The sequence below is a fragment of the Pseudomonas sp. KU26590 genome, assembly GCF_026153515.1.
GTDB lineage: Bacteria > Pseudomonadota > Gammaproteobacteria > Pseudomonadales > Pseudomonadaceae > Aquipseudomonas.
Genome location: NZ_CP110644.1, coordinates 486,868 through 505,794, shown reverse-complemented (window position 1 = coordinate 505,794; position 18,927 = coordinate 486,868). Strand labels below are relative to the sequence as shown.

Sequence of the window (18,927 nt, the reverse complement as noted above, 5' to 3'; positions counted from 1 at the left end):
CGATGATAACGGCGGGGGCAGAAACAACAAACCCTGGCCGGGGCCAGGGTTTGATGATTCACGCCAGACAGTGATTACTCGACCGTCGATTGGCCCGCCGGCAGAGGGTCCTTGCCACGCCAGTGCGGCAGGGAATTCCAGTAGCGCTCGCCCTTGGCATCGTCGTACATGCCTTCCCAGCGCGAGATCACCAACACAGCGAGTGCGTTGCCGATCACGTTCAGCGCCGTGCGCGCCATGTCCATGATGCGGTCGACGCCGGCGATGAACGCCAGGCCTTCAAGCGGGATGCCCACGCTGCCCAGAGTTGCCAGGAGCACGACAAACGACACGCCCGGCACACCGGCAATGCCTTTAGAGGTCACCATCAGGGTCAGGACCAGCATCAACTGCTGGCCGATCGACAGATCAATGCCGTACAGCTGCGCAATGAACAGCGCCGCGATGCTTTGATACAGCGTCGAACCATCGAGGTTGAACGAGTAACCGGTCGGCACCACGAAGCTGCTGATGGCCTTCGGCGCGCCGTACGCTTCCATCTTCTCGATCACGCGCGGCAGCACGGTTTCGGAACTGGCGGTGGAGTAGGCCAGCACCAGTTCGTCCTTGAAGATGCGCATCAGCTTGAGCACCGAGAAGCCGAACAGGCGCGCAATCAGGCCCAGCACCACGAAGGCAAAGAAGGCGATGGCGACGTACACCAGAATCACCAGCTTGGCCAACGGCAGCAGCGAGGCGAATCCGAAGTTGGCAACGGTCACGGCGATCAGTGCGAACACGCCAATCGGCGCGTAGTTCATGATCATGTGGGTGACCTTGAACATGGTCTCCGAAACGCCCTGGAATACCTTCACCAGCGGATCACGCACTTCCGCGTTCAGGCTCGACAGGCCCAGTCCGAAAAACACCGAGAAGAAGATAATCGGCAGCATGTCGCCACGAGCAACCGCCGCGAAGATATTCGACGGGATGAGGTTTAGGATCGTGGCGACAAAGGCATGATCATGCTGCACTTCAGCGGTGGTCTTCTGGTACTGCGAGATGTCCACCGTGCCCAGCGTGCTCATATCGATGCCGGTGCCGGGATGGAAGACGTTGGCCAGCAGCAGGCCCACGACGATGGCAATCGTCGTGACGATTTCAAAATAGAGGATAGTCTTCAGGCCGATACGGCCGAGCTTCTTGGCGTCGCCAACGCCGGCGATGCCCACGACCAGGGAAGAGATCACAATCGGGATAACGATCATTTTGATCAGGCGGATAAAGATGTCGCCCGCTGGCTGCAGGATATTGCTGATCCACCAGGCTTTCTCGGTGCTGAAATGGTTCAGGACGGCGCCGATGGCGATACCCAGGACCAGGCCGATGAGGATCTGCCAGGCGAGGCTCAGTTTTGCCTTCTTCATGTCATTACCTTGTTGTCATTGCCGAGGCATCCCCCAACCACACGTTCATCATTGCGCTTGCCAGCAAGCGCGACGCCGCGCTCGCCGTCAGGACTGTCTCGTAAGTGGCCGCAGGCGAGCATCCGAGCTCTGAGCAGGCGAAAAAGGCGCAACTATTCCCACGGTGACTGCCACCGTCTAATGCCGTAAATGACTACCCCATGCCGAATCGGCATGATGCAAATCAATCACTTACGCATGGATGCGCTAAAAGAGGGCGGATTTACTCGACGTGGGAATGCTGAGAAGTGGCTAAAACGTCGCCTGTAGCGGATTTGTGCGACGCGGGGTGGCAATGTGACGGATTGGTCACAGACGGCCGACAAGCCATTGAAGCGGGGGATTTTTGGCGATATACGGTCGTAGGACGTGTGGAAGGCGCTATTTAGGACTCATGAGGACCAAAGAGCCTGAAGGGAATAGAGGATATTTGCGCTTCACAAGTCCACTGTCGGATAACGGCTAAACCGTATCGAACGATGGACTTGCGTTGCGGCTTGCCTGACCCGGCCCACGTGTGGGAGTACTCCTTGTACACCTAGGCCGCTTCGATCACTCCCTTGATCGCAACGCCCCGGCCCCTTGGTCATACGCGCACCGTCTTCGGGCTGCGCGCCTATCAGGCAGATCTGTCAGGGACAGGTCTGCCATCATTCAGATCAGTACCAGTTCGGATCTTTCTTGAGCTGCTCTTTCAGAAGGCCTTGCATGCCTTCATCTGGTTTGCCCAAAAACCGGTAATCCGCATGACGCGTCGGTGATTTGTCTGCGGGAAGTCCCGATGGCACTTCGACCAACAGGGCGTACGCATGGGACTTGTTCAGACTAAACGCCACAATGAGGCGCTTATTGCGGCAAGTGTCCTGGGTTTCGCAGAGCGGCCCTACCAGGTACTTGTCGCCGTCTTCGGTGACGGCATTCATCTGCTCAGCGGCACCAGAAAGATTGATCACCCAATCGGGCAGTCGCTCTTCCTTCTTTACCACGCTTGACCACGTCTCACGGTATTCGGGGTCAGAGCTCAACAGCTCGTTCGCCCGAGACTGACCGTCGTTGGCCGCCATGGCTGTAACGCTGGCGCTCGCAAGGAGCGCCAATGTCAGTGCATGGAAATGCTTGAAGCCCATATTCAGCCTCGGCCGCGACGGCCAAAGAAGAACGACACCACGAACATGACCAGGAAGACCACGAACAGGATCTTGGCGATGCCGGTAGCAGTACCTGCGATACCACCAAAACCAAGGACGGCTGCAACGATAGCGATGATCAGAAATGTGATTGCCCAGCTCAACATGGTGACTCTCCTTACTGTTTATTGATTTTTTGCTACGTCGAGGCGTCGGGATGACCCTCGGGGTAGATCGCGTCTTTGACCCAAAGGATCAGAAAACCCAGCTTTGCTGACGCGGCGCTTCAACATCAGTAGCGGCCGCATCATCAACTTGCATGCTCAGGGCGACGTCCGAGGCTTTCAGCGCAGCTGCCTTGGCAAACGGTGCGGTGTGGGCATGGGAGTAGTGAACCTGAGTCACTTCCTGATTCTGATTCCAGTGATTGAATTGCTGAACCGCAATGAGCGTGATCATCAGCGCCAGACTGGCAAACAAAACCTGCTGCACATGCAGAGGTGAGATACGCAGTTTGTTGGCGAGATGTTGAGCGTTCATTCAGCGGACTCCTGGCAATCTTGTCGGCCGTCTGTTCGGGCCTTTGTTACCAAGGATATTGCACGCTGTGTGCCAGCTTTTTGAGAACGAATTAATCCTTTTAAATCAATAGGTTGCGTGTCCTGCTCGGAAGCGTCGTACGCGCAAGCTGCACGATTGAACATTTGCCATCGTGCGGAATGCACGAATGGCCTGACACCACCGCTGCGGCCGAATTCATTCCGGGTGCGAATTCAGTTCTGACACCCTTGTTCCGACCGCCGCGTAACGCTCTAGCCTGCGCTGCGCGCTGTAACGCGCAAGGTGTCGGCATCGACGCCTTTGACCCCCCGAATATTGCGCGCGATCTCGACCGCTAATTCTTTCTCGGCATAGTTGGCCACCACACCGTCCAGCGTCACCACACCGTCTTTGGTCTGGACCTTGATGTTCAAACCGTCGAGCGTACGGCTATATATAAGGCTGGATTTCACCTTACTGGTGATCCACACATCACTGAATTCCTCGCGGACGGCATCGGCCTGGAGTTCGTTCTGCTCTTTGATTGCCTGTGTGTCTCGCGCACTAACGCTGATGAGGTTGTTCACCTCCGTCACGCCGTCCGTGTTGGTGGCCAGGCTTCCGGCCAACTGCTTGGCATCCGCGTCTTTCGCCTGGCCCTTGAGGGTGACAACACCCTGAGCAGCGTTGACATCGATGTTCAACGCCTCAGTCACGCTGTTCCACAGCAACTTGGACTTGATGGTTGCCGTCAGCGTAGCGTCGTCAAAACGCTGGGCCATGGCGGCTTTGGTGCTCGGATCGGCGGCGACCTGCGGATCGATCTCAAGCTGGTTATCGACCTTGTTGATCCCCTGAATGTCGCCGGCTATCTGCGCCGCCAGATCCTTGTCGACCTGGTTCTCGACCTTGCCCTTGAGGATCGCAGTGCCTTGCTCCACGTCCACGCTGATCTTGAACGGGCTCAAATGCCGGTTCAGGGCAAAGGCGGTCCAGATCGAACCCTCCTGGCGCGCTTCGGCCAGCTGGGTCTGCAGATCGGCGGCTGCGGCGTGGGCGATGACGGGCGTCAGTCCGAGCAGGCTGGCAGTGGTGATGGCCAGGGCGATCTTCTTCAACGGGGGCATGGGAATCTCCAGACAATTGCAAAAAGGTACCTCTGGACAGACTGGTCTTTTGCCCAGATGTTCGGCGCGTCCTGATTTTGCCTGCATGGGGGTTCGAGCCGGCGGTTAATGGGCGTGACCTGCCATGGATCAGCGCTTGACGGCTTTTTTCAGAAGATCGCTACCATGCAGCGTAAAGAATCAATCAGAATGAACCATGCAACTTGCCCGATTTTTCCGGGACTAACACAGACTATTCATAAAGGAGCGTAGGAAAAATGGAAGCAGCCGCTGAGAATCAGGGCCGTATTCTGCTCGTGGATGATGAATCCGCCATCCTTCGCACCTTCCGTTATTGCCTGGAAGATGAGGGCTACAACGTAGCCACCGCCAACAGTGCGGCGCAGGCAGAGGCGCTGTTACAGCGTCAGGTATTCGACGTGTGTTTCCTCGACCTGCGTCTGGGTGAGGACAACGGGCTGGATGTTCTGGCGCAAATGCGCGTGCAGGCGCCCTGGATGCGCGTGGTGATTGTCACCGCGCATTCGGCCGTCGACACTGCCGTGGACGCGATCCAGGCCGGCGCTGCCGATTACCTGGTCAAGCCCTGCAGCCCGGATCAACTGCGCCTCGCCACCGCCAAGCAGCTCGAAGTCCGCCAGTTGTCCGCGCGACTCGAAGCCCTGGAAGGCGAAGTTCGCAAACCAAAGGACGGCCTCGATTCCCACAGCCCGTCGATGATGGCGATCCTCGAAACCGCCCGGCAGGTCGCCAACACCGACGCCAACATCCTTATCCTCGGTGAATCCGGTACGGGTAAGGGTGAATTGGCGCGGGCGATTCATGGCTGGAGCAAGCGCGCCAAGAAGGCCTGCGTGACCATCAACTGTCCGTCGCTCACTGCCGAGTTGATGGAAAGCGAACTGTTCGGCCATAGCCGTGGCGCCTTCACCGGTGCCAGCGAAAGCACGCTCGGTCGGGTGAATCAGGCAGACGGCGGTACCTTGTTCCTCGATGAAATCGGCGACTTCCCGCTCACGCTTCAGCCAAAACTGCTGCGCTTCATTCAGGACAAGGAATACGAGCGCGTCGGTGACCCGGTCACCCGTCGCGCCGACGTGCGCATTCTGGCGGCGACTAATCTGAACCTCGAAGACATGGTCCGCGAAGGGCGTTTTCGCGAGGACCTGCTGTATCGCCTGAACGTGATCACCCTGAACCTGCCCCCTCTGCGCGAGCGAAGCGAAGACATCCTTACGCTGGCGGACCGCTTCCTTGCACGCTTCGTCAAGGAATACAGCCGCCCGGCGCGGGGCTTCAGCGAACAGGCGCGCAGTGCGCTGCTCAACTACCGGTGGCCCGGCAACATTCGCGAGCTGCGAAATGTGATTGAGCGGGCGAGCATTATCTGCCCGCAGGAAAAAGTCGAAATCACGCATCTGGGCATGGCCGAACAACCGGTCAACAATGCCCCGCGCGTGGGCGCAGCGTTGAGCCTGGATGAGCTGGAGAAAGCTCACATCGGCGCGGTGCTGGCCACCAGCGATACGCTGGATCAGGCCGCACGCACGTTGGGCATCGACGCCTCGACGCTGTACCGAAAACGCAAGCAGTACAACCTGTGACAGGGCGCCGATGATGTTTGCGATGAAGTTGCGCACCCGACTTTTCCTGAGTATTTCCGCCCTCATCACCGTTGCCCTGCTGGGCTTGGTGCTGGGGCTCGTCAGCGTCATGCAGATGGCCAAATCTCAGGAATCGTCGATTCGGCACAACTTCATCACCCTCGATATCGGTTTGAAGCTGCGACAGAACCTGGGCGACCAATTGGTCATGATGCTTAAGGACAGCCCCGATCAGGCGTCGATCAAGCGCAATCAGGAACAGTTCCAGAATCTGCTCGATCAGGGCATCGAACATGATCAGCAAACCGGCGTTCCCAGCGGCTTCGAAACGGCCCGGGTGAACTACGCCCGCTTCGTCAAAACCATCGAACAATCCAGCGAGCGTGGTGACGCGATCCGCGACAATGAGGCCGTGACCGATGCGTTCAACACGTTGCGCGATGGCCTGCTCGACGCCCACCGCCAAGCGCTGGTGAACATCAGCCAGGCAGAAAGCGCCTCAAGGTCGCGAGCGCTGTGGGTTTCGGCGCTGCTGGGGCTGGTGGGACTGGCGGTGCTGGTTATCGGCTTCGTCACCGCCCACGGCATTGCCCGGCGTTTCGGCGGCCCCATCGAGCAGTTGGCCAAGGCGGCGGACCGGATTGCCCAGGGGGATTTCGACGTCACGCTGCCCACGTCCTCATCGGACGAAATGAATCTGCTGACCCACCGTTTCGGCATGATGGCCGATGCGCTGCGCCAGCATCAGAAAACCAATGTCGATGAGCTGCTCGCCGGCCAGCAGCGTTTGCAGGCGGTGCTGGACAGCATCGACGACGGCTTGCTGATGATTGATCGCCAAGGGCGACTTGAACACCTGAACCCGGTCGCGCAACGGCAGTTGGGCTGGGAAGAAAGTCGGCTGGGCCAGGGTCTCGGCGACGCATTGCAACGCCCGGAACTCGACGAACAGCTGTATCTGGTATTGCGTGGCGGCACGCTGGAGCGGGCGCCCGATGATCTTTCCATCGAGATCGACGGCGAAGTCCGTCTGCTCACCTACAGCCTCACGCCGGTCAGCCATACCAAGGGGCACATCGTTGGCGCCGTTATGGTGCTGCACGACGTCACTGAGCAGCGGGCGTTCGAACGCGTGCGCAGCGAGTTCGTGCTGCGCGCTTCCCACGAGCTGCGAACCCCCGTCACCGGCATGCACATGGCCTTCGGCCTGCTTCAGGAGCGTGTGCATTTCCCGCCGGACTCGCGTGAGAAAGACCTGCTCGACACCGTCAACGAAGAAATGCAGCGTCTGATGCAGTTGATCAACGACCTGCTCAACTTCTCGCGCTATCAGAACGGCCTGCAAAAGCTGACGCTGGAGCCCTGTGATATCGGCGAATTGCTCGAAGGGGCGCGTCAGCGCTTTGCCGACACCGCCCACGATCAGGACATCATGGTGCTGCTGGAAACCCAGGAGCCACTGCCACGGGTACAGGCGGACAAGGCGCAGCTGGACCGAGTGCTCGACAACCTGCTCGATAACGCCCTGCGCCATACCCCGAAATCAGGTGTGATCCGCTTGCAGGCGCGGCGTCATGGCGAGCGCTTGATCATCAGCGTGGAAGACAACGGCGAGGGCATTGCTTACGGCCAGCAGGCGCGGATCTTCGAGCCGTTCGTGCAAGTTGGACGCAAGAAAGGCGGCGCAGGCCTGGGGCTGGCCTTGTGCAAGGAGATCGTTCAACTGCACGGCGGGCGAATGGGCGTCTATTCACGACCGGGGCAGAGCACACAGTTTTATATGGCACTGCCACTGTAGAAAGGTCTCGCTGCGCTACGCCACATCATCCGCACGCCGCCCGCCGCTGCGTCTGCCGCCGGTCACCAGCTCACTGAACTTGGTCGCGCTCAGGGGCCGGGCGAAGAGCCAGCCCTGGCCGTAAATCACCCCTTCGCTTTTCAGCAGCGTTGCCTGCGATTCAAACTCGATGCCTTCAGCGATCACCCGCAACTGCAGCGCATGGGCCATGCGAATGATGTGCGGCGCCACACCACTGCTCGCCGCATCGTGACCGAGGGCGTCAATAAAGGCCTTGTCGATTTTCAGACAGTCCACGGGCAACGTCTGCAGGTAAGCCAGGCTGCAATAACCGGTGCCAAAGTCATCGATCAACACCTGATGCCCCCGATCGCGCAGCGCTTGAAGATGATTGCGCGCGACCACGACATCGACCAGGCCGCGCTCGGTGACCTCGAATGCAATCTGCCGAGGCGCCACTCGGTGCAACGCCAGCAGCTTTGCCGTCACTCGACCAATGCGCGGGGCCATGACATCGCAAGCGGCCAGATTGACCGACACGTACAGGTGCGGATTGGCGCGCAACAAATGCCCCAGTTGCTCAAGCAGCTGCTGAAGCACGAAGTCGGTGATCTGTCGGATCTGCCCGGTGTTCTCCGCGAGCGGGATAAAGAGGTCAGGGCTGGTCAGCGTGCCGTCCGGTCGTCGCCAGCGCACCAGGGCCTCAGCGCCCACGCACAGCCGCGTGTTGAGGTCAAAAATCGGCTGATACAAAACCTTCAACTCGCCCCGCCGTAGCGCCCCGTGCAGCTCGCCGCCCAGCGACTGACGCTGACGGACCAGTTGCAGCACAAGAATGCCAATGAACAACGAAATCAACAGGCTGGCCGGGACCAGCAGCCACCACGCCCCGGTGACCTTCTGTTGCAAGGCACTGCGCGGCGTAATCAGGACCAGTTGATATTCCGGGCTCTGGGTCGGCATCCGGTAGACGAGTTTGTCCTGGGTGGTCATCAGCGTTTCGGTTGAGGTCGGCGACCAGTCGGGGGTGGGCGGCCATGTCTGAGGCGGGCCTAGCACCGGAACTGCTTTGGACCCGCGATCGAGCACCACCACCAGACTGCCGCCCGCCGGCAGGTCGACGACATCCGTCAGGTGACCGCGGGAGGTAGAAACACGAAACTCCCCGCGCCCGAGCATCAGTGAAGCCAGGTTATCGTCGGGCTGGGTGGAGGTGTTGAGCCAGTAATCGTAGGTGGGGCCGCGAATGTCCGGCGGCCTGGGCTTGCCGATCAGGCTTTGACGCGTCCAGCTGGAGCAGAACTGGCTTTCGCTGACGTACGCCACTTCGTAGATAAAGCGGTAGCGCGAGTTCACCTGACGCAGTTGCTCGATCATCTCGGGGCTGCAGCCGCGGGACGGCTGCGCTTCAAGCTGATCGAGCCCGGCCCTCAACTGGCCGAACAATTGCTCCAGCCGCACCAGAAAGCGCTCGCCCTGTGCATTCATTTGCGCACGTTCTTCCTGCCGGGCCTGATGCATCGCCAGCCCGAAGCTGCCCGCCAGCAAGACCGCCGCGCTTAACAGCGCGGCCAGTAATGCCAGAAGCCAGGGACGGTAAAGGAAAGAGCGCAGTCGCGGCGTCGCCGTGAACATCGACAGTCATCCAGAGGGTGGGATTTGCATAACCACTGAGGTATAGCAACAAGCGCAGAAATAGCCCGGAAATACCGACAACCAGGGGAATTTAGTGCCTGAAGTTAAGTACTTGCAGCATAGCCGCACTTTGTAGATCCGGTTCACCGTCAAATTTTTGTGGTCGGTAATGCATCTGGAAGGCCGCCAGGGTGTGACGTGTTGCGATGTCCAGCTCTCCGGTCTGCGGCGTCGGGTAACCCAGCAGCGCCAATTGCTGCTGGAACCACACGATATTCGGCACGACGCCCATCAGCTGAGTCTGACGCTGTGCGACCTGCTGCTCATCCGGCCAGATTCCCAACCCTTCCTGGGCGAGCCGCTTCCACGGGAACAACGGCCCCGGATCGAGCTTGCGCAGGGGTGCAATGTCACTGTGGCCAATGACATGGCGCGGTTCGATGTGATTGCGTTTGACGATGTCTTTAAGCAGCACGATCAGCGCTTGAATCTGCGCCTCGCTGTAGGGATACCAGAGCCGGCCGGTAGGCGTGTCGCGGTAGCCCGGATTGACTATCTCGATGCCAATGCTGCTTGAGTTGAGCCAGGTGCGCCCGTCCCATTCGCTTTCACCGGCATGCCACGCGCGCTGGGATTCGTCGACCAACTTGTAGGTGGTGGCTGGACCGTCGCCGATCAGGTAATGCGCGCTGACCTCACCGTGGGTCAGCAATGCCAACGAACGCTCAAGGGAGGCAGAAGTGTAATGAACCACCACAAACTGCACGCGGCTGTCGAAATTGACGGAAGGGTGGCTGGTGTCGATTTTCGGACCGCTGCTGCAAGCGGTCAGCAGCAACAGCAGAATTAGGGCGTAAATAGACTTCATGGCGGCACGACGTGTGGGCAAATAATGCAACAGTGTAACGTAACGTCGGCAGCGCATTCAAAAATGCATCGTGCCCCCATAGCTAACCAGACGAACCGTTCAGCCCTGCTCGATCCGGTTGCGCCCCTCATGCTTGGCGCGGTATAGCGCCTCATCCGCACGTTTGAGTACAACATCGCTGCGCTCACCCGGAGTGAACAACGTGATGCCCATGGACACCGTGACCGTCACCCGCTCGCCCTTGAAGTGAAACGGGCACTGTTCGATGCCCTCGCGCAGACGCTCCAACAGCGCCAACCCTTCATCCATCGGCGTGGTTGGCAGGAGGATCACGAATTCTTCCCCGCCAAAACGCGCAATGAAGTCCGAAGCCCGCAACCGCTTTCTCAACTGACCGGCGATGATCTTCAAGACCTTGTCGCCTGCCAGATGGCCGTAACCGTCGTTGATGCGCTTGAAGTGGTCCAGGTCGAGAATGCCGAGCAGCAGGCTTGAGCGTTTCCTCTGCAACTGGTCGATCTCATGCTCCAGTCGTTCGTTCCACGCCGCGCGGTTCGGCAAGCCTGTCAGCGTGTCGATAAGCGCCTTCTGCCGTTGCTCTTCCAGGTGAACCCGGAAACCCAGCGCTTCCTGCTCCATCGTGGCCACGCGGCTGGAGAGTGCTTGCAGGCGGGTGGCGACTTCCTGCTCGCGCTGATCGCGTTGCTGCTGATGATGATCCATGGTGCCAATCAGGCCTTCGAGGCGGCTCTCCAGCACGTGCTTCAAGCTGTCCAGATCGGCCGCTTGCTGAACGCTGGTTTGCAGGTCATCGACGTGCTCGCGCAATTGATGGTCCAGCTGCCGCGACGCCGATTGCTGATCGGCATGGTCTTCGCTGGCAGCCAGCAAGCCGCTCTGAAACGACTCCAGGCGCTCGTTGAGCTGTTTGAGGTAGGCCTCGAATTCATGCTGGCCGCTGTCGGTGATGGCGAGCATCAGCACAGCAAGATCGTCGAGGATCGGCAGCAATTCGTACCAGTTAAGCCCATGTTCAAGCCGGGCACGCATGGCTTCGGCTTGTGGACGATGGTGTTCTGGCAGCGTCAGTTCGTCGAGCAGGCCCAGCAGCGTTTCTTCGATGTGGGCAGCGACGGAGCTGTAACTCGGCTCGGGCGAGGAGGGCAGCGCGTAGGGGCCGTCTTCTTCGGCGGCGGCGGCGGCGGTATCGTCTGGCTCTTCGTCTTCAGCGACGATTTCGCTATCGTCGGCAACAACGCTGGCCTCGACGGGGTCTTCGGGCTCTTCCGGATCCGGGGAGGGCTCTTCAGCTACCCGCTCGGCTGCTTCGTCGTATGGGGCCTCATCGGCGGAGGGCTGCGGGAGGTCAGCGGTTTGGGGCGATGCCTCGGGCTCTTCGTCAGTCGTGGCAGCCCGATCGGGCTCGGGCTCGGGTGTGACCGGCTCGACTGCCACTTCCGGGTGAGGCTCCGGGATGGAGGGCTCCGGCTCTTTGGTAACTGGCTGAGTAACCGTGATGACAGCGCTGCGCAGCTCAGCCTCAAGTGCCGTATTTTCTGGAGCAGCTTGCGACACCACGACCGATGACTGCGACGCATCGTCAGAGGCTGGCGGCGTGGATCTGACGGGTTCGGGGGCCGCGCGTGGAAACTCAGCCGGCTCCTCACCCTCGCCGCCAACCTCACGGTGACTGCCGAACAATCGCTGCAGAAAACCCGGACGGGACGCCTCATCCGGGTGTTCGATCTGTGACAGCGCTTGTCCCTGGAGACCGCTCAACTCACTCAATATCAGCGGCAGCTCACGGGCTTGGGTGATGCGATCTTCCAGACTTTTGGCAAATCGCTTGAGCGGCTTGCTGACGTCCTTCGGCAACGGCAACGCCTGCAACTGCGCGACCAATGACGTCAACGCCGTGCCCATTTGCTCGACGCGCTGCTCGCGACGCTGTTCGGAGTCCAGCACCGCCTTTTCGAGGCGCGGAATCAAGGCGGCCAGGCCTGCGTCCATGTCGTCCTTGCGAACGATCTCGCGCATTTCCTTCATGCACTCATCTACGGCCTTGTCGGCACCTTCGGCCGCCAGGCTGCTGCGCACAAGGCCTCGACGCAGCAAGTCGAGCCGCGCATTCCAGCGCCGCTCCAGTTTGTCTTGCTGCTCGATGCCCTTGAGGTACTTTTCTTTCCAGCGCTGCGCTTCGTCGGTCATTCCACAGGTCCGCGAGGAGATGTGCTTGTTATCGGCAGCGAGTCACCGATTAATGAGGCCGGCAAGCGAATCTCCACCGCGACGGGCAGATGATCGGAAATGGGCTGCGCCAGCACCTGCACTTTTTCAAGGGTCAGGGTCGGGCTCAGAAGAATGTGGTCCAGGCAGCGCTGCGGCCGCCAGCTCGGAAACGTCGCCTCGATCTGCGGCGCAAGCAGGCCAAGATCGCGCAGTGGCGAGTTTTGCAGCAGGTCGTTGGCGTGGGTGTTCATGTCGCCCATCAGTATCTGATGGCGATAGCCGCCAATCAGTTCGCGAATGTACGCGAGCTGCCGCGTGCGGGTCCGCGCGCCCAGTGCCAGGTGCATGACCACCACGACCAGCGCATCGGGACCTTCGCCGAAACGAACGAGAATGGCGCCACGCCCGGCAGGGCCTGGCAGCGGATGGTCTTCGATGTCCCACGGGCGCAGGCGGCTCAGCACGCCGTTGCTGTGCTGAGCGAGCCGCCCGAGGTTGCGATTGAGTTGCTGGTGCCAGTACGGAAACGAACCGAGCTGGGCGAGGTGTTCGACCTGATTGATGTAGCCCGAACGCATGCTGCCGCCATCGGCCTCCTGCAACGCGACCAGATCGTAGTCACGCAGCAGATCGCCGATCTTCTGCAGGTTACCGGCTCGACCGTTATGGGGCAGCAGATGCTGCCAACCCCGGGTCAGGTAGTGCCGGTAGCGTTCGGTGCTGTTGCCGACCTGGATATTGAAACTGAGCAGGCGAAGCCGACCGTCAGCCGGCAAGCCTGTTTCGTGAAGATGATGCTCGTTGACCTTCGGCATGTGCCGGGCAACGACCCGTTCAGTAGTTCCCCAGCGCGCCATGGTCAGCCCTTACTTGGCGGTCAGCGTCGCGCGTTCTTTGGCGATCAGCTGATCGGCCACTTGCAGCGCCTGCTCGGGACCACCGGCGGTGCCGAGATCAAAGCGGTACTTGCCGTTGACGATCATGGTCGGAACGCCCGTGATTTCGTACTTCTTGGCCAGTTCCTTGTATTGGGCGATCTTGCCCTTCACGGCGAACGAGTTGAAAGTTTCGAGGAACTTGGTCTTGTCGACGCCCTGGGTGGCAACGAACTCGGCCATGTCGTTCGGGTCGGTCAGACGCTTGCCGCCTTTCTGAATCGCGTCGAAGACAGCGGTGTGGACTTTTTTCTCCACGCCCATGGTGTCGAGGGTAATGAATAGCTGGCCGTGAGCATCCCAAGGGCCGCCAAACATGGCGGGAACGCGGATGAAGTGGACGTCAGCGGGAAGTTTTTCGACCCATGGATTGATGACCGGCTCGAAGGCGTAACAGTGCGGGCAGCCGTACCAGAACATTTCGACGACTTCGATCTTGCCTGGCTCGGAAACAGGGACAGCGCTTTTCAGCTCGACGTATTGCTTGCCGGCTTCGATGGGCTCTGCTGCTTGAGCGGTCAGACCGAACAGGCTGGTAAAAATCAGAGCGGCGCTGAGAATCAGATTACGCATGCTTAACTCCTGGGCATGGAAGGTCACTTCGGTGGCCGCAGTTCGACCGGCCGAGGTGATATGAGTTCGCAAGTGTAACGCCTGCGGCCATAAAAAAGGGCAGCCGTTCGCTACCCTGTTTGGCCCGTCCGGGCAGGTCTGGCGCCCATTTGTTTTACCAACCGTGTCAGTGGAGACCTCGCGCCTAAAGCTCAATGCAGCCCTTGAATGTACGCTGCCAGCGCGTCGATATCGGAATTGCTCAGCTTCGCAGCGATGGTGCGCATGACCAGGGTGTCGCCGTCATTGGTGCGCTCACCTTCGCGGAACGCTGTGAGCTGTTTCTTGATGTAATCGGCGTGCTGCCCGCCCACGTGTGGAAAGCCTGCCGCAGCAAGGCCTGCGCCGTTTGGTGAATGGCAGCCGGTGCAGGCCGGTATGCCCTGATCGAGCTTGCCGCCGCGAAACAATGCTTCGCCACCGGCGACCAGATTAGGATCAGCAGCGCCCACGCTGCCTTTCTGACCGGCGTAGTAGGCGGCGATGTCGGCCAGGTCCTGATCCGTGAGCGGGTTGAGCAGACCGGTCATCTCCATCACGACCCGCTTCCCGTCTTTGATGTCGTGCATTTGCTTGAGCAGATAGCGCTCACCCTGGCCGGCGAGCTTCGGGAATATGGGCACCAGGCTGTTGCCGTCAGGCCCATGGCAAGCGCCGCAGACCGCTGTTTTCGCTTGGCCGGCGACCGGATCGCCCACTGGCGATTCAGCGGCCTGCACGACGCCGTTCAGGCTCAGGATCAATAGCAGGCTCGAAAAAAATGCGTTCATGGGCTGATCCGATGCGGCTGAAAGTGCCGTCTTCAGAACTCACTGTCCTGAGGGGGAGCGGCCTGTTTGGTACGTATGAGGCTACGCGCCACGTGGGTTTCGCCTAGGCAATACCCTTGCGGGGGTCGGACAAGGCACACATGAAATCTGCGGCATTATATACTCGCGCCCATTGAACGGAAAAAGACACCTCGTTGCCGCGCACGCCGCAACGCCCTCACCGGATATCCCATGCAACTCAAAAACCCAATTCTCGGCCTGTGCCAACAAGCCAAGTTCATGCTCAGCGCTGCCAAAGTCGACCAATGCCCGGACGACGAAGGCTTTGAAGTCGCGTTCGCCGGCCGCTCCAACGCTGGCAAATCGAGCGCGCTGAATACGCTGACTCACGCCAGCCTGGCGCGTACGTCGAAAACCCCCGGCCGTACCCAGCTACTGAACTTCTTCAGCCTGGATGACGACCGCCGTCTGGTCGACTTGCCCGGCTACGGTTACGCGAAGGTGCCTATTCCGCTCAAGCTGCACTGGCAACGCCACCTCGAGGCCTATCTGGGCGGCCGTGAAAGTCTGAAGGGGTTGATCCTGATGATGGACATCCGCCACCCGATGACTGACTTCGACCTACTGATGCTCGACTGGGCCATCGCCAGCGGCATGCCGATGCACATTCTGCTGACCAAAGCCGACAAGCTGACCTTCGGCGCGGCGAAAAACACGCTGCTCAAGGTCCAGTCGGAAATACATCGCGGTTGGGGTGACGCCATCACCATCCAGCTGTTCTCGGCACCCAAGCGCATGGGCCTGGAAGAGGCTTACACCGTGCTGGCGGACTGGATGGAACTGGAAGACAAGGCACCGGCGGCCTGAATCGCAGGCAAAAAAAACCCCGGACTTCATGTGGGGAGGGGAAGTTCGGGGTCCAAGTCCAGACCTCTCGGAAGGGGTCCGGATATCTGCCAACACTTAACACAACATAGGAGCATGAATGGCTACGTCAGCCATTCGCAAAATCAGACCGGGGTTTGTCCGCCGAAGTTCAAAAACGGCGGAAATTTAATGGATGGCGCGGTTCCGACTCCGAGCAGAATCGAAACAACAAGGCAGTATCAATGCGCCTCGTCCCAGTTATTCCCCACACCCACTTCGACCAACAGCGGAACATCCAGATCGGCCGCGCCGCTCATGTGCACGCGGATGTCCTTGCTGATCTGCTCGACCAGATCCTCACGCACTTCCAGCACCAGTTCATCGTGAACCTGCAAGATGACGCGAGCATCCAGACCTGACGCGTCCAGCCAGCCGTTCACCGCCACCATCGCCCGCTTGATGATGTCAGCCGCCGTGCCTTGCATCGGTGCGTTGATCGCCATGCGTTCGGCGCCTTTGCGCAACGCCTGATTCTTCGCGTTGATGTCCGGCAGGTACAGGCGACGACCGAAAATGGTCTCGACGTACCCTTGTTCCGCCGCCTGAGCACGGGTGCGCTCCATGTAATCGAGCACGCCCGGATAGCGCGCGAAATAGCGGTCCACATACGCCTGGGATTGCTTGCGATCAACACCAATCTGCTTGGCCAGCCCGAACGCGCTCATGCCGTAGATCAAACCGAAGTTGATCGCCTTGGCGCTGCGGCGCATGTCGTTGGTCACGTCCGGCAGTTCGACACCGAACACCTCGCCCGCCGTTGCACGGTGGACGTCCAGGTCGTTGCGGAAGGCGTGCAACAAGCCTTCGTCCTTGGCCAGATGCGCCATGATCCGCAGTTCGATTTGCGAGTAGTCCGCCGCCAGCAGCTTGTAGCCTTTGGGAGCGACAAACGCCTGACGAATGCGACGACCCTCGGCGGTCCGGATGGGAATGTTCTGCAGGTTCGGGTCACTGGAGGACAGACGCCCAGTCACCGCCACCGCCTGATGGTAGGAAGTGTGGATTCGCCCGGTGCGCGGGTTGATCTGCTCCGGCAGGCGATCGGTGTACGTGCTTTTCAGCTTGCTCATCGAGCGGTACTGCATCAGCACCTTCGGCAGCGGATATTCCTGCTCGGCCAGTTCGGCGAGCACCGCTTCTGCCGTGGACGGCTGGCCGGTGGCGGTCTTGCTGATGATCGGCATGCCGAGCTTTTCGTAGAGAATCACCCCGAGCTGCTTGGGCGAGCCGAGATTGAATTCTTCACCGGCGATAGCGAACGCTTCGCGCTCAAGCTCGGTCATTTTGTTGCCCAGCTCGACACTCTGATTGCCCAGCAGTTTGGCATCGACCAGTGCGCCTTGACGCTCGATGCGGGCCAATACGGGCATGAGCGGCATTTCGATGTCGTTCAGCACCGGCGCCAGACTCGGCGTCTTGGCCAGTCTGTCCTGCAACACCTCGTGCAAGCGCAGCGTCAAGTCGGCCTCTTCAGCCGCATAGGTGCCGGCCTGCTCCAGCGCGATCTGGTCGAAACTCAGCTGTTTTGCGCCTTTGCCCGCGATGTCCTGGAAATTGACCGGTGTGTGATCCAGGTACTTGGCAACAAGGCTGTCACGGTCATGACGCGTCGCGGTGGAGTCGAGCACGTAGGATTCGAGCATCGTGTCAAACTTGACGCCCTGCACGTCGATGCCCTGGCTCTGGTCACCAGCAATGGCGCAGTTGGCCAGCAGGTTGATCGCAAACTTGGCGTGCTGGCCGACCTTGATTTTGCTCGCGTCCTCCAGCATGGGCTTGAGCGCTTTCAATACCGCGTCGCGATCCAGTTGCTGCTGCACGCCCATATAGGAATGGGTCAGCGGGATGTAACAGGCTTCGTGAGTCTTGATCGCAAAGGACAGACCCACAATCTGCGCGCGCTGGGCGTCGGTGCCATTGCTCTGCACCACGAAGGCGAACAACTGCGCGGCGTTGAGCTTCTTCAGCCAGTCGTCGAATTGGGTTTGCTCAAGAATGAGTTCGTACGTGGCCTCGATGATCGGCGCTGGCTCGGCAGCAGGGACAACTTCCGCGCCTTCCTGGCGGGCGTCACGCTGCAAATCGGTAATCCAGCTCTTGAATTCCAGCTCGGTGTACAGCGCCATCAGCGCTTCACGATCAGGCTCACCGCAGTGCAGGGCGTCGAGCTCGATGTCCAGCGGCACGTCGATCTTGATGGTCGCCAGCTCGTAGGACAGGAAGGCCATTTCCTTGTGCTCTTCGAGCTTGGCCGGCAGGGATTTAGCGCCCCGAAGCGGCAGCGCTGCCAGTTTGTCGAGGTTTGCGTAAAGCTCTTTCAGGCCACCGTTGATGCCCACCAGCAGGCCCGCGGCGGTTTTCTCGCCAACGCCGGGCACGCCGGGGATGTTGTCGACTTTGTCGCCCATCAGCGCTAGGTAATCGATGATGTGTTCCGGGCCGACGCCAAACTTTTCTTTCACGCCGGCGACGTCCAGCACACTGCCGGTCATGGTATTGACCAGCGTGATGTGGCCATCGACCAACTGCGCCATGTCCTTGTCACCGGTGGAGATGACCACCGGACGATCAGCGGCCGCGCTGCTGCGTGCCAATGTGCCGATCACGTCATCAGCCTCCACGCCTTCGACGCACAACAGCGGGTAGCCGAGGCCTCGCACGCAGTTGTGCAGGAAGTCGATCTGCACGCGCATGTCGTCCGGCATGCTTGGGCGGTTGGCTTTGTATTCGCCGTACAGCGCGTCGCGGAACGTTCCGCCCTTGGCGTCGAAAACCACGGCAAACGGGCTTTCGGGATATTGCCTGCGCAGGCTTTTGAGCATGTTCAGCACGCCCTTGACCGCACCGGTGGGCAGGCCTTTGGAGGTCATGAGCGGCGGCAGCGCATGGAACGCGCGGTAGAGATAAGAAGAACCGTCCACCAGGACGAGGGGCGCAAGACTCATGTGCAAGATCAACCTTTTCGGCGGGGTCGGCGCTAGAATGCGCGGACCGTTGACGACAAAGGCACAAGGTTATCATGCGCGCGCTGAATCGCCTGTTACTGCTCGGCGGGTTGCTTGCCTGTCCGTGGCTGGCGGTCGCAGCGGATGACGAAGCGCCCTCGGCGGAGCCTGATGTGACGATTCGTCAGGACAGCGACGGCTTCATCAAGGAGTACCGCGCGAACGGATTCGTCTACGCGGTGAAGATCACGCCCAAACACGGCAAGCCTTATTATCTGGTGCGCGCCGACGGCACAAGTGGTCAATTCATACGTTCGGATCAACCGGACATGCTGATACCTCAATGGGTACTATTCAGCTGGTAA

At 60.0% G+C, this 18,927-nt stretch carries 16 protein-coding genes and 1 pseudogene; 5 read left to right on the top strand and 12 right to left on the bottom strand.

Annotated elements, in window-relative coordinates; genetic code table 11:
• Window positions 1–74: 74 nt before the first annotated feature.
• The 5 genes from gltP to OKW98_RS02310 form a co-directional block, all read right to left on the bottom strand.
• Window positions 75–1,406: a glutamate/aspartate:proton symporter GltP gene (gene gltP, locus OKW98_RS02330; protein ID WP_265387814.1), complete on the bottom strand. Its 1,332-nt coding sequence runs from the start codon at window positions 1,404–1,406 to the stop codon at window positions 75–77.
• A gap of 698 nt (window positions 1,407–2,104) precedes the next feature.
• Window positions 2,105–2,572 carry an inhibitor of vertebrate lysozyme family protein gene (locus OKW98_RS02325; protein ID WP_416147904.1) on the bottom strand — a complete coding sequence of 156 codons (468 nt, stop codon included), beginning with the start codon at window positions 2,570–2,572 and terminating at the stop codon, window positions 2,105–2,107.
• A gap of 2 nt (window positions 2,573–2,574) precedes the next feature.
• On the bottom strand, window positions 2,575–2,739 hold the full coding sequence (locus OKW98_RS02320) for a DUF1328 domain-containing protein (protein ID WP_002555679.1): 165 nt from the start codon (window positions 2,737–2,739) through the stop codon (window positions 2,575–2,577).
• Between the two features lie 88 nt (window positions 2,740–2,827).
• Window positions 2,828–3,112 (bottom strand): hypothetical protein, encoded by a 285-nt coding sequence (locus tag OKW98_RS02315; protein ID WP_265387813.1) that lies wholly within the window; start codon window positions 3,110–3,112, stop codon window positions 2,828–2,830.
• 272 nt (window positions 3,113–3,384) lie between these two features.
• Window positions 3,385–4,239, bottom strand: a complete 855-nt coding sequence (locus tag OKW98_RS02310; protein WP_265387812.1) for a BON domain-containing protein — start codon at window positions 4,237–4,239, stop codon at window positions 3,385–3,387.
• Between the two features lie 257 nt (window positions 4,240–4,496).
• Here OKW98_RS02310 and algB point away from each other — a divergent pair, with 257 nt between their 5' ends.
• The 3 genes and pseudogenes from algB (at window position 4,497) to OKW98_RS27390 (ending at window position 7,641) form a co-directional block, all read left to right on the top strand.
• A complete protein-coding gene (gene algB / locus OKW98_RS02305) occupies window positions 4,497–5,843 on the top strand; it encodes a sigma-54-dependent response regulator transcription factor AlgB (protein ID WP_265387811.1) in 1,347 nt (448 codons plus the stop codon).
• A 10-nt stretch (window positions 5,844–5,853) separates the two neighbouring features.
• Window positions 5,854–7,255, top strand: a pseudogene (locus OKW98_RS02300) (KinB sensor domain-containing domain); the annotation flags it as partial.
• 20 nt (window positions 7,256–7,275) lie between these two features.
• Window positions 7,276–7,641 (top strand): sensor histidine kinase, encoded by a 366-nt coding sequence (locus OKW98_RS27390; RefSeq protein ID WP_416148411.1) that lies wholly within the window; start codon window positions 7,276–7,278, stop codon window positions 7,639–7,641.
• Window positions 7,642–7,656: 15 nt separating this feature from the next.
• Here the strand turns inward: OKW98_RS27390 and OKW98_RS02295 are convergent, their stop codons facing one another.
• The 6 genes from OKW98_RS02295 to OKW98_RS02270 form a co-directional block, all read right to left on the bottom strand.
• A complete protein-coding gene (locus tag OKW98_RS02295) occupies window positions 7,657–9,276 on the bottom strand; it encodes an EAL domain-containing protein (RefSeq protein ID WP_265387809.1) in 1,620 nt (539 codons plus the stop codon).
• A 91-nt stretch (window positions 9,277–9,367) separates the two neighbouring features.
• Entirely contained in the window at window positions 9,368–10,144 is a 777-nt protein-coding gene (locus OKW98_RS02290) for an N-acetylmuramoyl-L-alanine amidase (protein WP_265387808.1), read from the bottom strand.
• 99 nt (window positions 10,145–10,243) lie between these two features.
• On the bottom strand, window positions 10,244–12,352 hold the full coding sequence (locus OKW98_RS02285) for a diguanylate cyclase (protein WP_265387807.1): 2,109 nt from the start codon (window positions 12,350–12,352) through the stop codon (window positions 10,244–10,246).
• Window positions 12,349–13,188 carry an endonuclease/exonuclease/phosphatase family protein gene (locus OKW98_RS02280; RefSeq protein ID WP_265389628.1) on the bottom strand — a complete coding sequence of 280 codons (840 nt, stop codon included), beginning with the start codon at window positions 13,186–13,188 and terminating at the stop codon, window positions 12,349–12,351. Before OKW98_RS02280 ends, OKW98_RS02285 begins: the two co-directional genes overlap by 4 nt.
• Before the next feature lie 51 nt (window positions 13,189–13,239).
• Window positions 13,240–13,881, bottom strand: a complete 642-nt coding sequence (locus OKW98_RS02275) for a thiol:disulfide interchange protein DsbA/DsbL (RefSeq protein WP_108121293.1) — start codon at window positions 13,879–13,881, stop codon at window positions 13,240–13,242.
• Between the two features lie 191 nt (window positions 13,882–14,072).
• The gene (locus OKW98_RS02270; protein WP_265387806.1) at window positions 14,073–14,690 is read right to left on the bottom strand and encodes a c-type cytochrome; all 618 of its coding nucleotides are present in this window, start codon (window positions 14,688–14,690) and stop codon (window positions 14,073–14,075) included.
• A gap of 231 nt (window positions 14,691–14,921) precedes the next feature.
• Between OKW98_RS02270 and yihA the strand changes: the two genes are divergently transcribed.
• A complete protein-coding gene (yihA, locus tag OKW98_RS02265; protein ID WP_065987940.1) occupies window positions 14,922–15,557 on the top strand; it encodes a ribosome biogenesis GTP-binding protein YihA/YsxC in 636 nt (211 codons plus the stop codon).
• Window positions 15,558–15,796: 239 nt separating this feature from the next.
• Here yihA and polA read toward each other — a convergent pair whose 3' ends face one another.
• Window positions 15,797–18,562 (bottom strand): DNA polymerase I, encoded by a 2,766-nt coding sequence (polA, locus tag OKW98_RS02260; protein ID WP_265387805.1) that lies wholly within the window; start codon window positions 18,560–18,562, stop codon window positions 15,797–15,799.
• A 74-nt stretch (window positions 18,563–18,636) separates the two neighbouring features.
• Here polA and OKW98_RS02255 point away from each other — a divergent pair, with 74 nt between their 5' ends.
• Complete coding sequence (locus OKW98_RS02255) at window positions 18,637–18,927, top strand: DUF2782 domain-containing protein (RefSeq protein ID WP_133774125.1); 291 nt, start codon at window positions 18,637–18,639, stop codon at window positions 18,925–18,927.

What these genes read in the sequence shown, in the direction of transcription:
- gltP (WP_265387814.1), bottom strand. Translation starts at nt 1,406, where the DNA reads ATGAAGAAGGCAAAACTGAGCCTCGCCTGGCAGATCCTCATCGGCCTG.
- OKW98_RS02325 (WP_416147904.1), bottom strand. Translation starts at nt 2,572, where the DNA reads ATGGGCTTCAAGCATTTCCATGCACTGACATTGGCGCTCCTTGCGAGC.
- OKW98_RS02320 (WP_002555679.1), bottom strand. Translation starts at nt 2,739, where the DNA reads ATGTTGAGCTGGGCAATCACATTTCTGATCATCGCTATCGTTGCAGCC.
- OKW98_RS02315 (WP_265387813.1), bottom strand. Translation starts at nt 3,112, where the DNA reads ATGAACGCTCAACATCTCGCCAACAAACTGCGTATCTCACCTCTGCAT.
- OKW98_RS02310 (WP_265387812.1), bottom strand. Translation starts at nt 4,239, where the DNA reads ATGCCCCCGTTGAAGAAGATCGCCCTGGCCATCACCACTGCCAGCCTG.
- algB (WP_265387811.1), top strand. Translation starts at nt 4,497, where the DNA reads ATGGAAGCAGCCGCTGAGAATCAGGGCCGTATTCTGCTCGTGGATGAT.
- OKW98_RS27390 (WP_416148411.1), top strand. Translation starts at nt 7,276, where the DNA reads ATGGTGCTGCTGGAAACCCAGGAGCCACTGCCACGGGTACAGGCGGAC.
- OKW98_RS02295 (WP_265387809.1), bottom strand. Translation starts at nt 9,276, where the DNA reads ATGTTCACGGCGACGCCGCGACTGCGCTCTTTCCTTTACCGTCCCTGG.
- OKW98_RS02290 (WP_265387808.1), bottom strand. Translation starts at nt 10,144, where the DNA reads ATGAAGTCTATTTACGCCCTAATTCTGCTGTTGCTGCTGACCGCTTGC.
- OKW98_RS02285 (WP_265387807.1), bottom strand. Translation starts at nt 12,352, where the DNA reads ATGACCGACGAAGCGCAGCGCTGGAAAGAAAAGTACCTCAAGGGCATC.
- OKW98_RS02280 (WP_265389628.1), bottom strand. Translation starts at nt 13,188, where the DNA reads ATGCCGAAGGTCAACGAGCATCATCTTCACGAAACAGGCTTGCCGGCT.
- OKW98_RS02275 (WP_108121293.1), bottom strand. Translation starts at nt 13,881, where the DNA reads ATGCGTAATCTGATTCTCAGCGCCGCTCTGATTTTTACCAGCCTGTTC.
- OKW98_RS02270 (WP_265387806.1), bottom strand. Translation starts at nt 14,690, where the DNA reads ATGAACGCATTTTTTTCGAGCCTGCTATTGATCCTGAGCCTGAACGGC.
- yihA (WP_065987940.1), top strand. Translation starts at nt 14,922, where the DNA reads ATGCAACTCAAAAACCCAATTCTCGGCCTGTGCCAACAAGCCAAGTTC.
- polA (WP_265387805.1), bottom strand. Translation starts at nt 18,562, where the DNA reads ATGAGTCTTGCGCCCCTCGTCCTGGTGGACGGTTCTTCTTATCTCTAC.
- OKW98_RS02255 (WP_133774125.1), top strand. Translation starts at nt 18,637, where the DNA reads ATGCGCGCGCTGAATCGCCTGTTACTGCTCGGCGGGTTGCTTGCCTGT.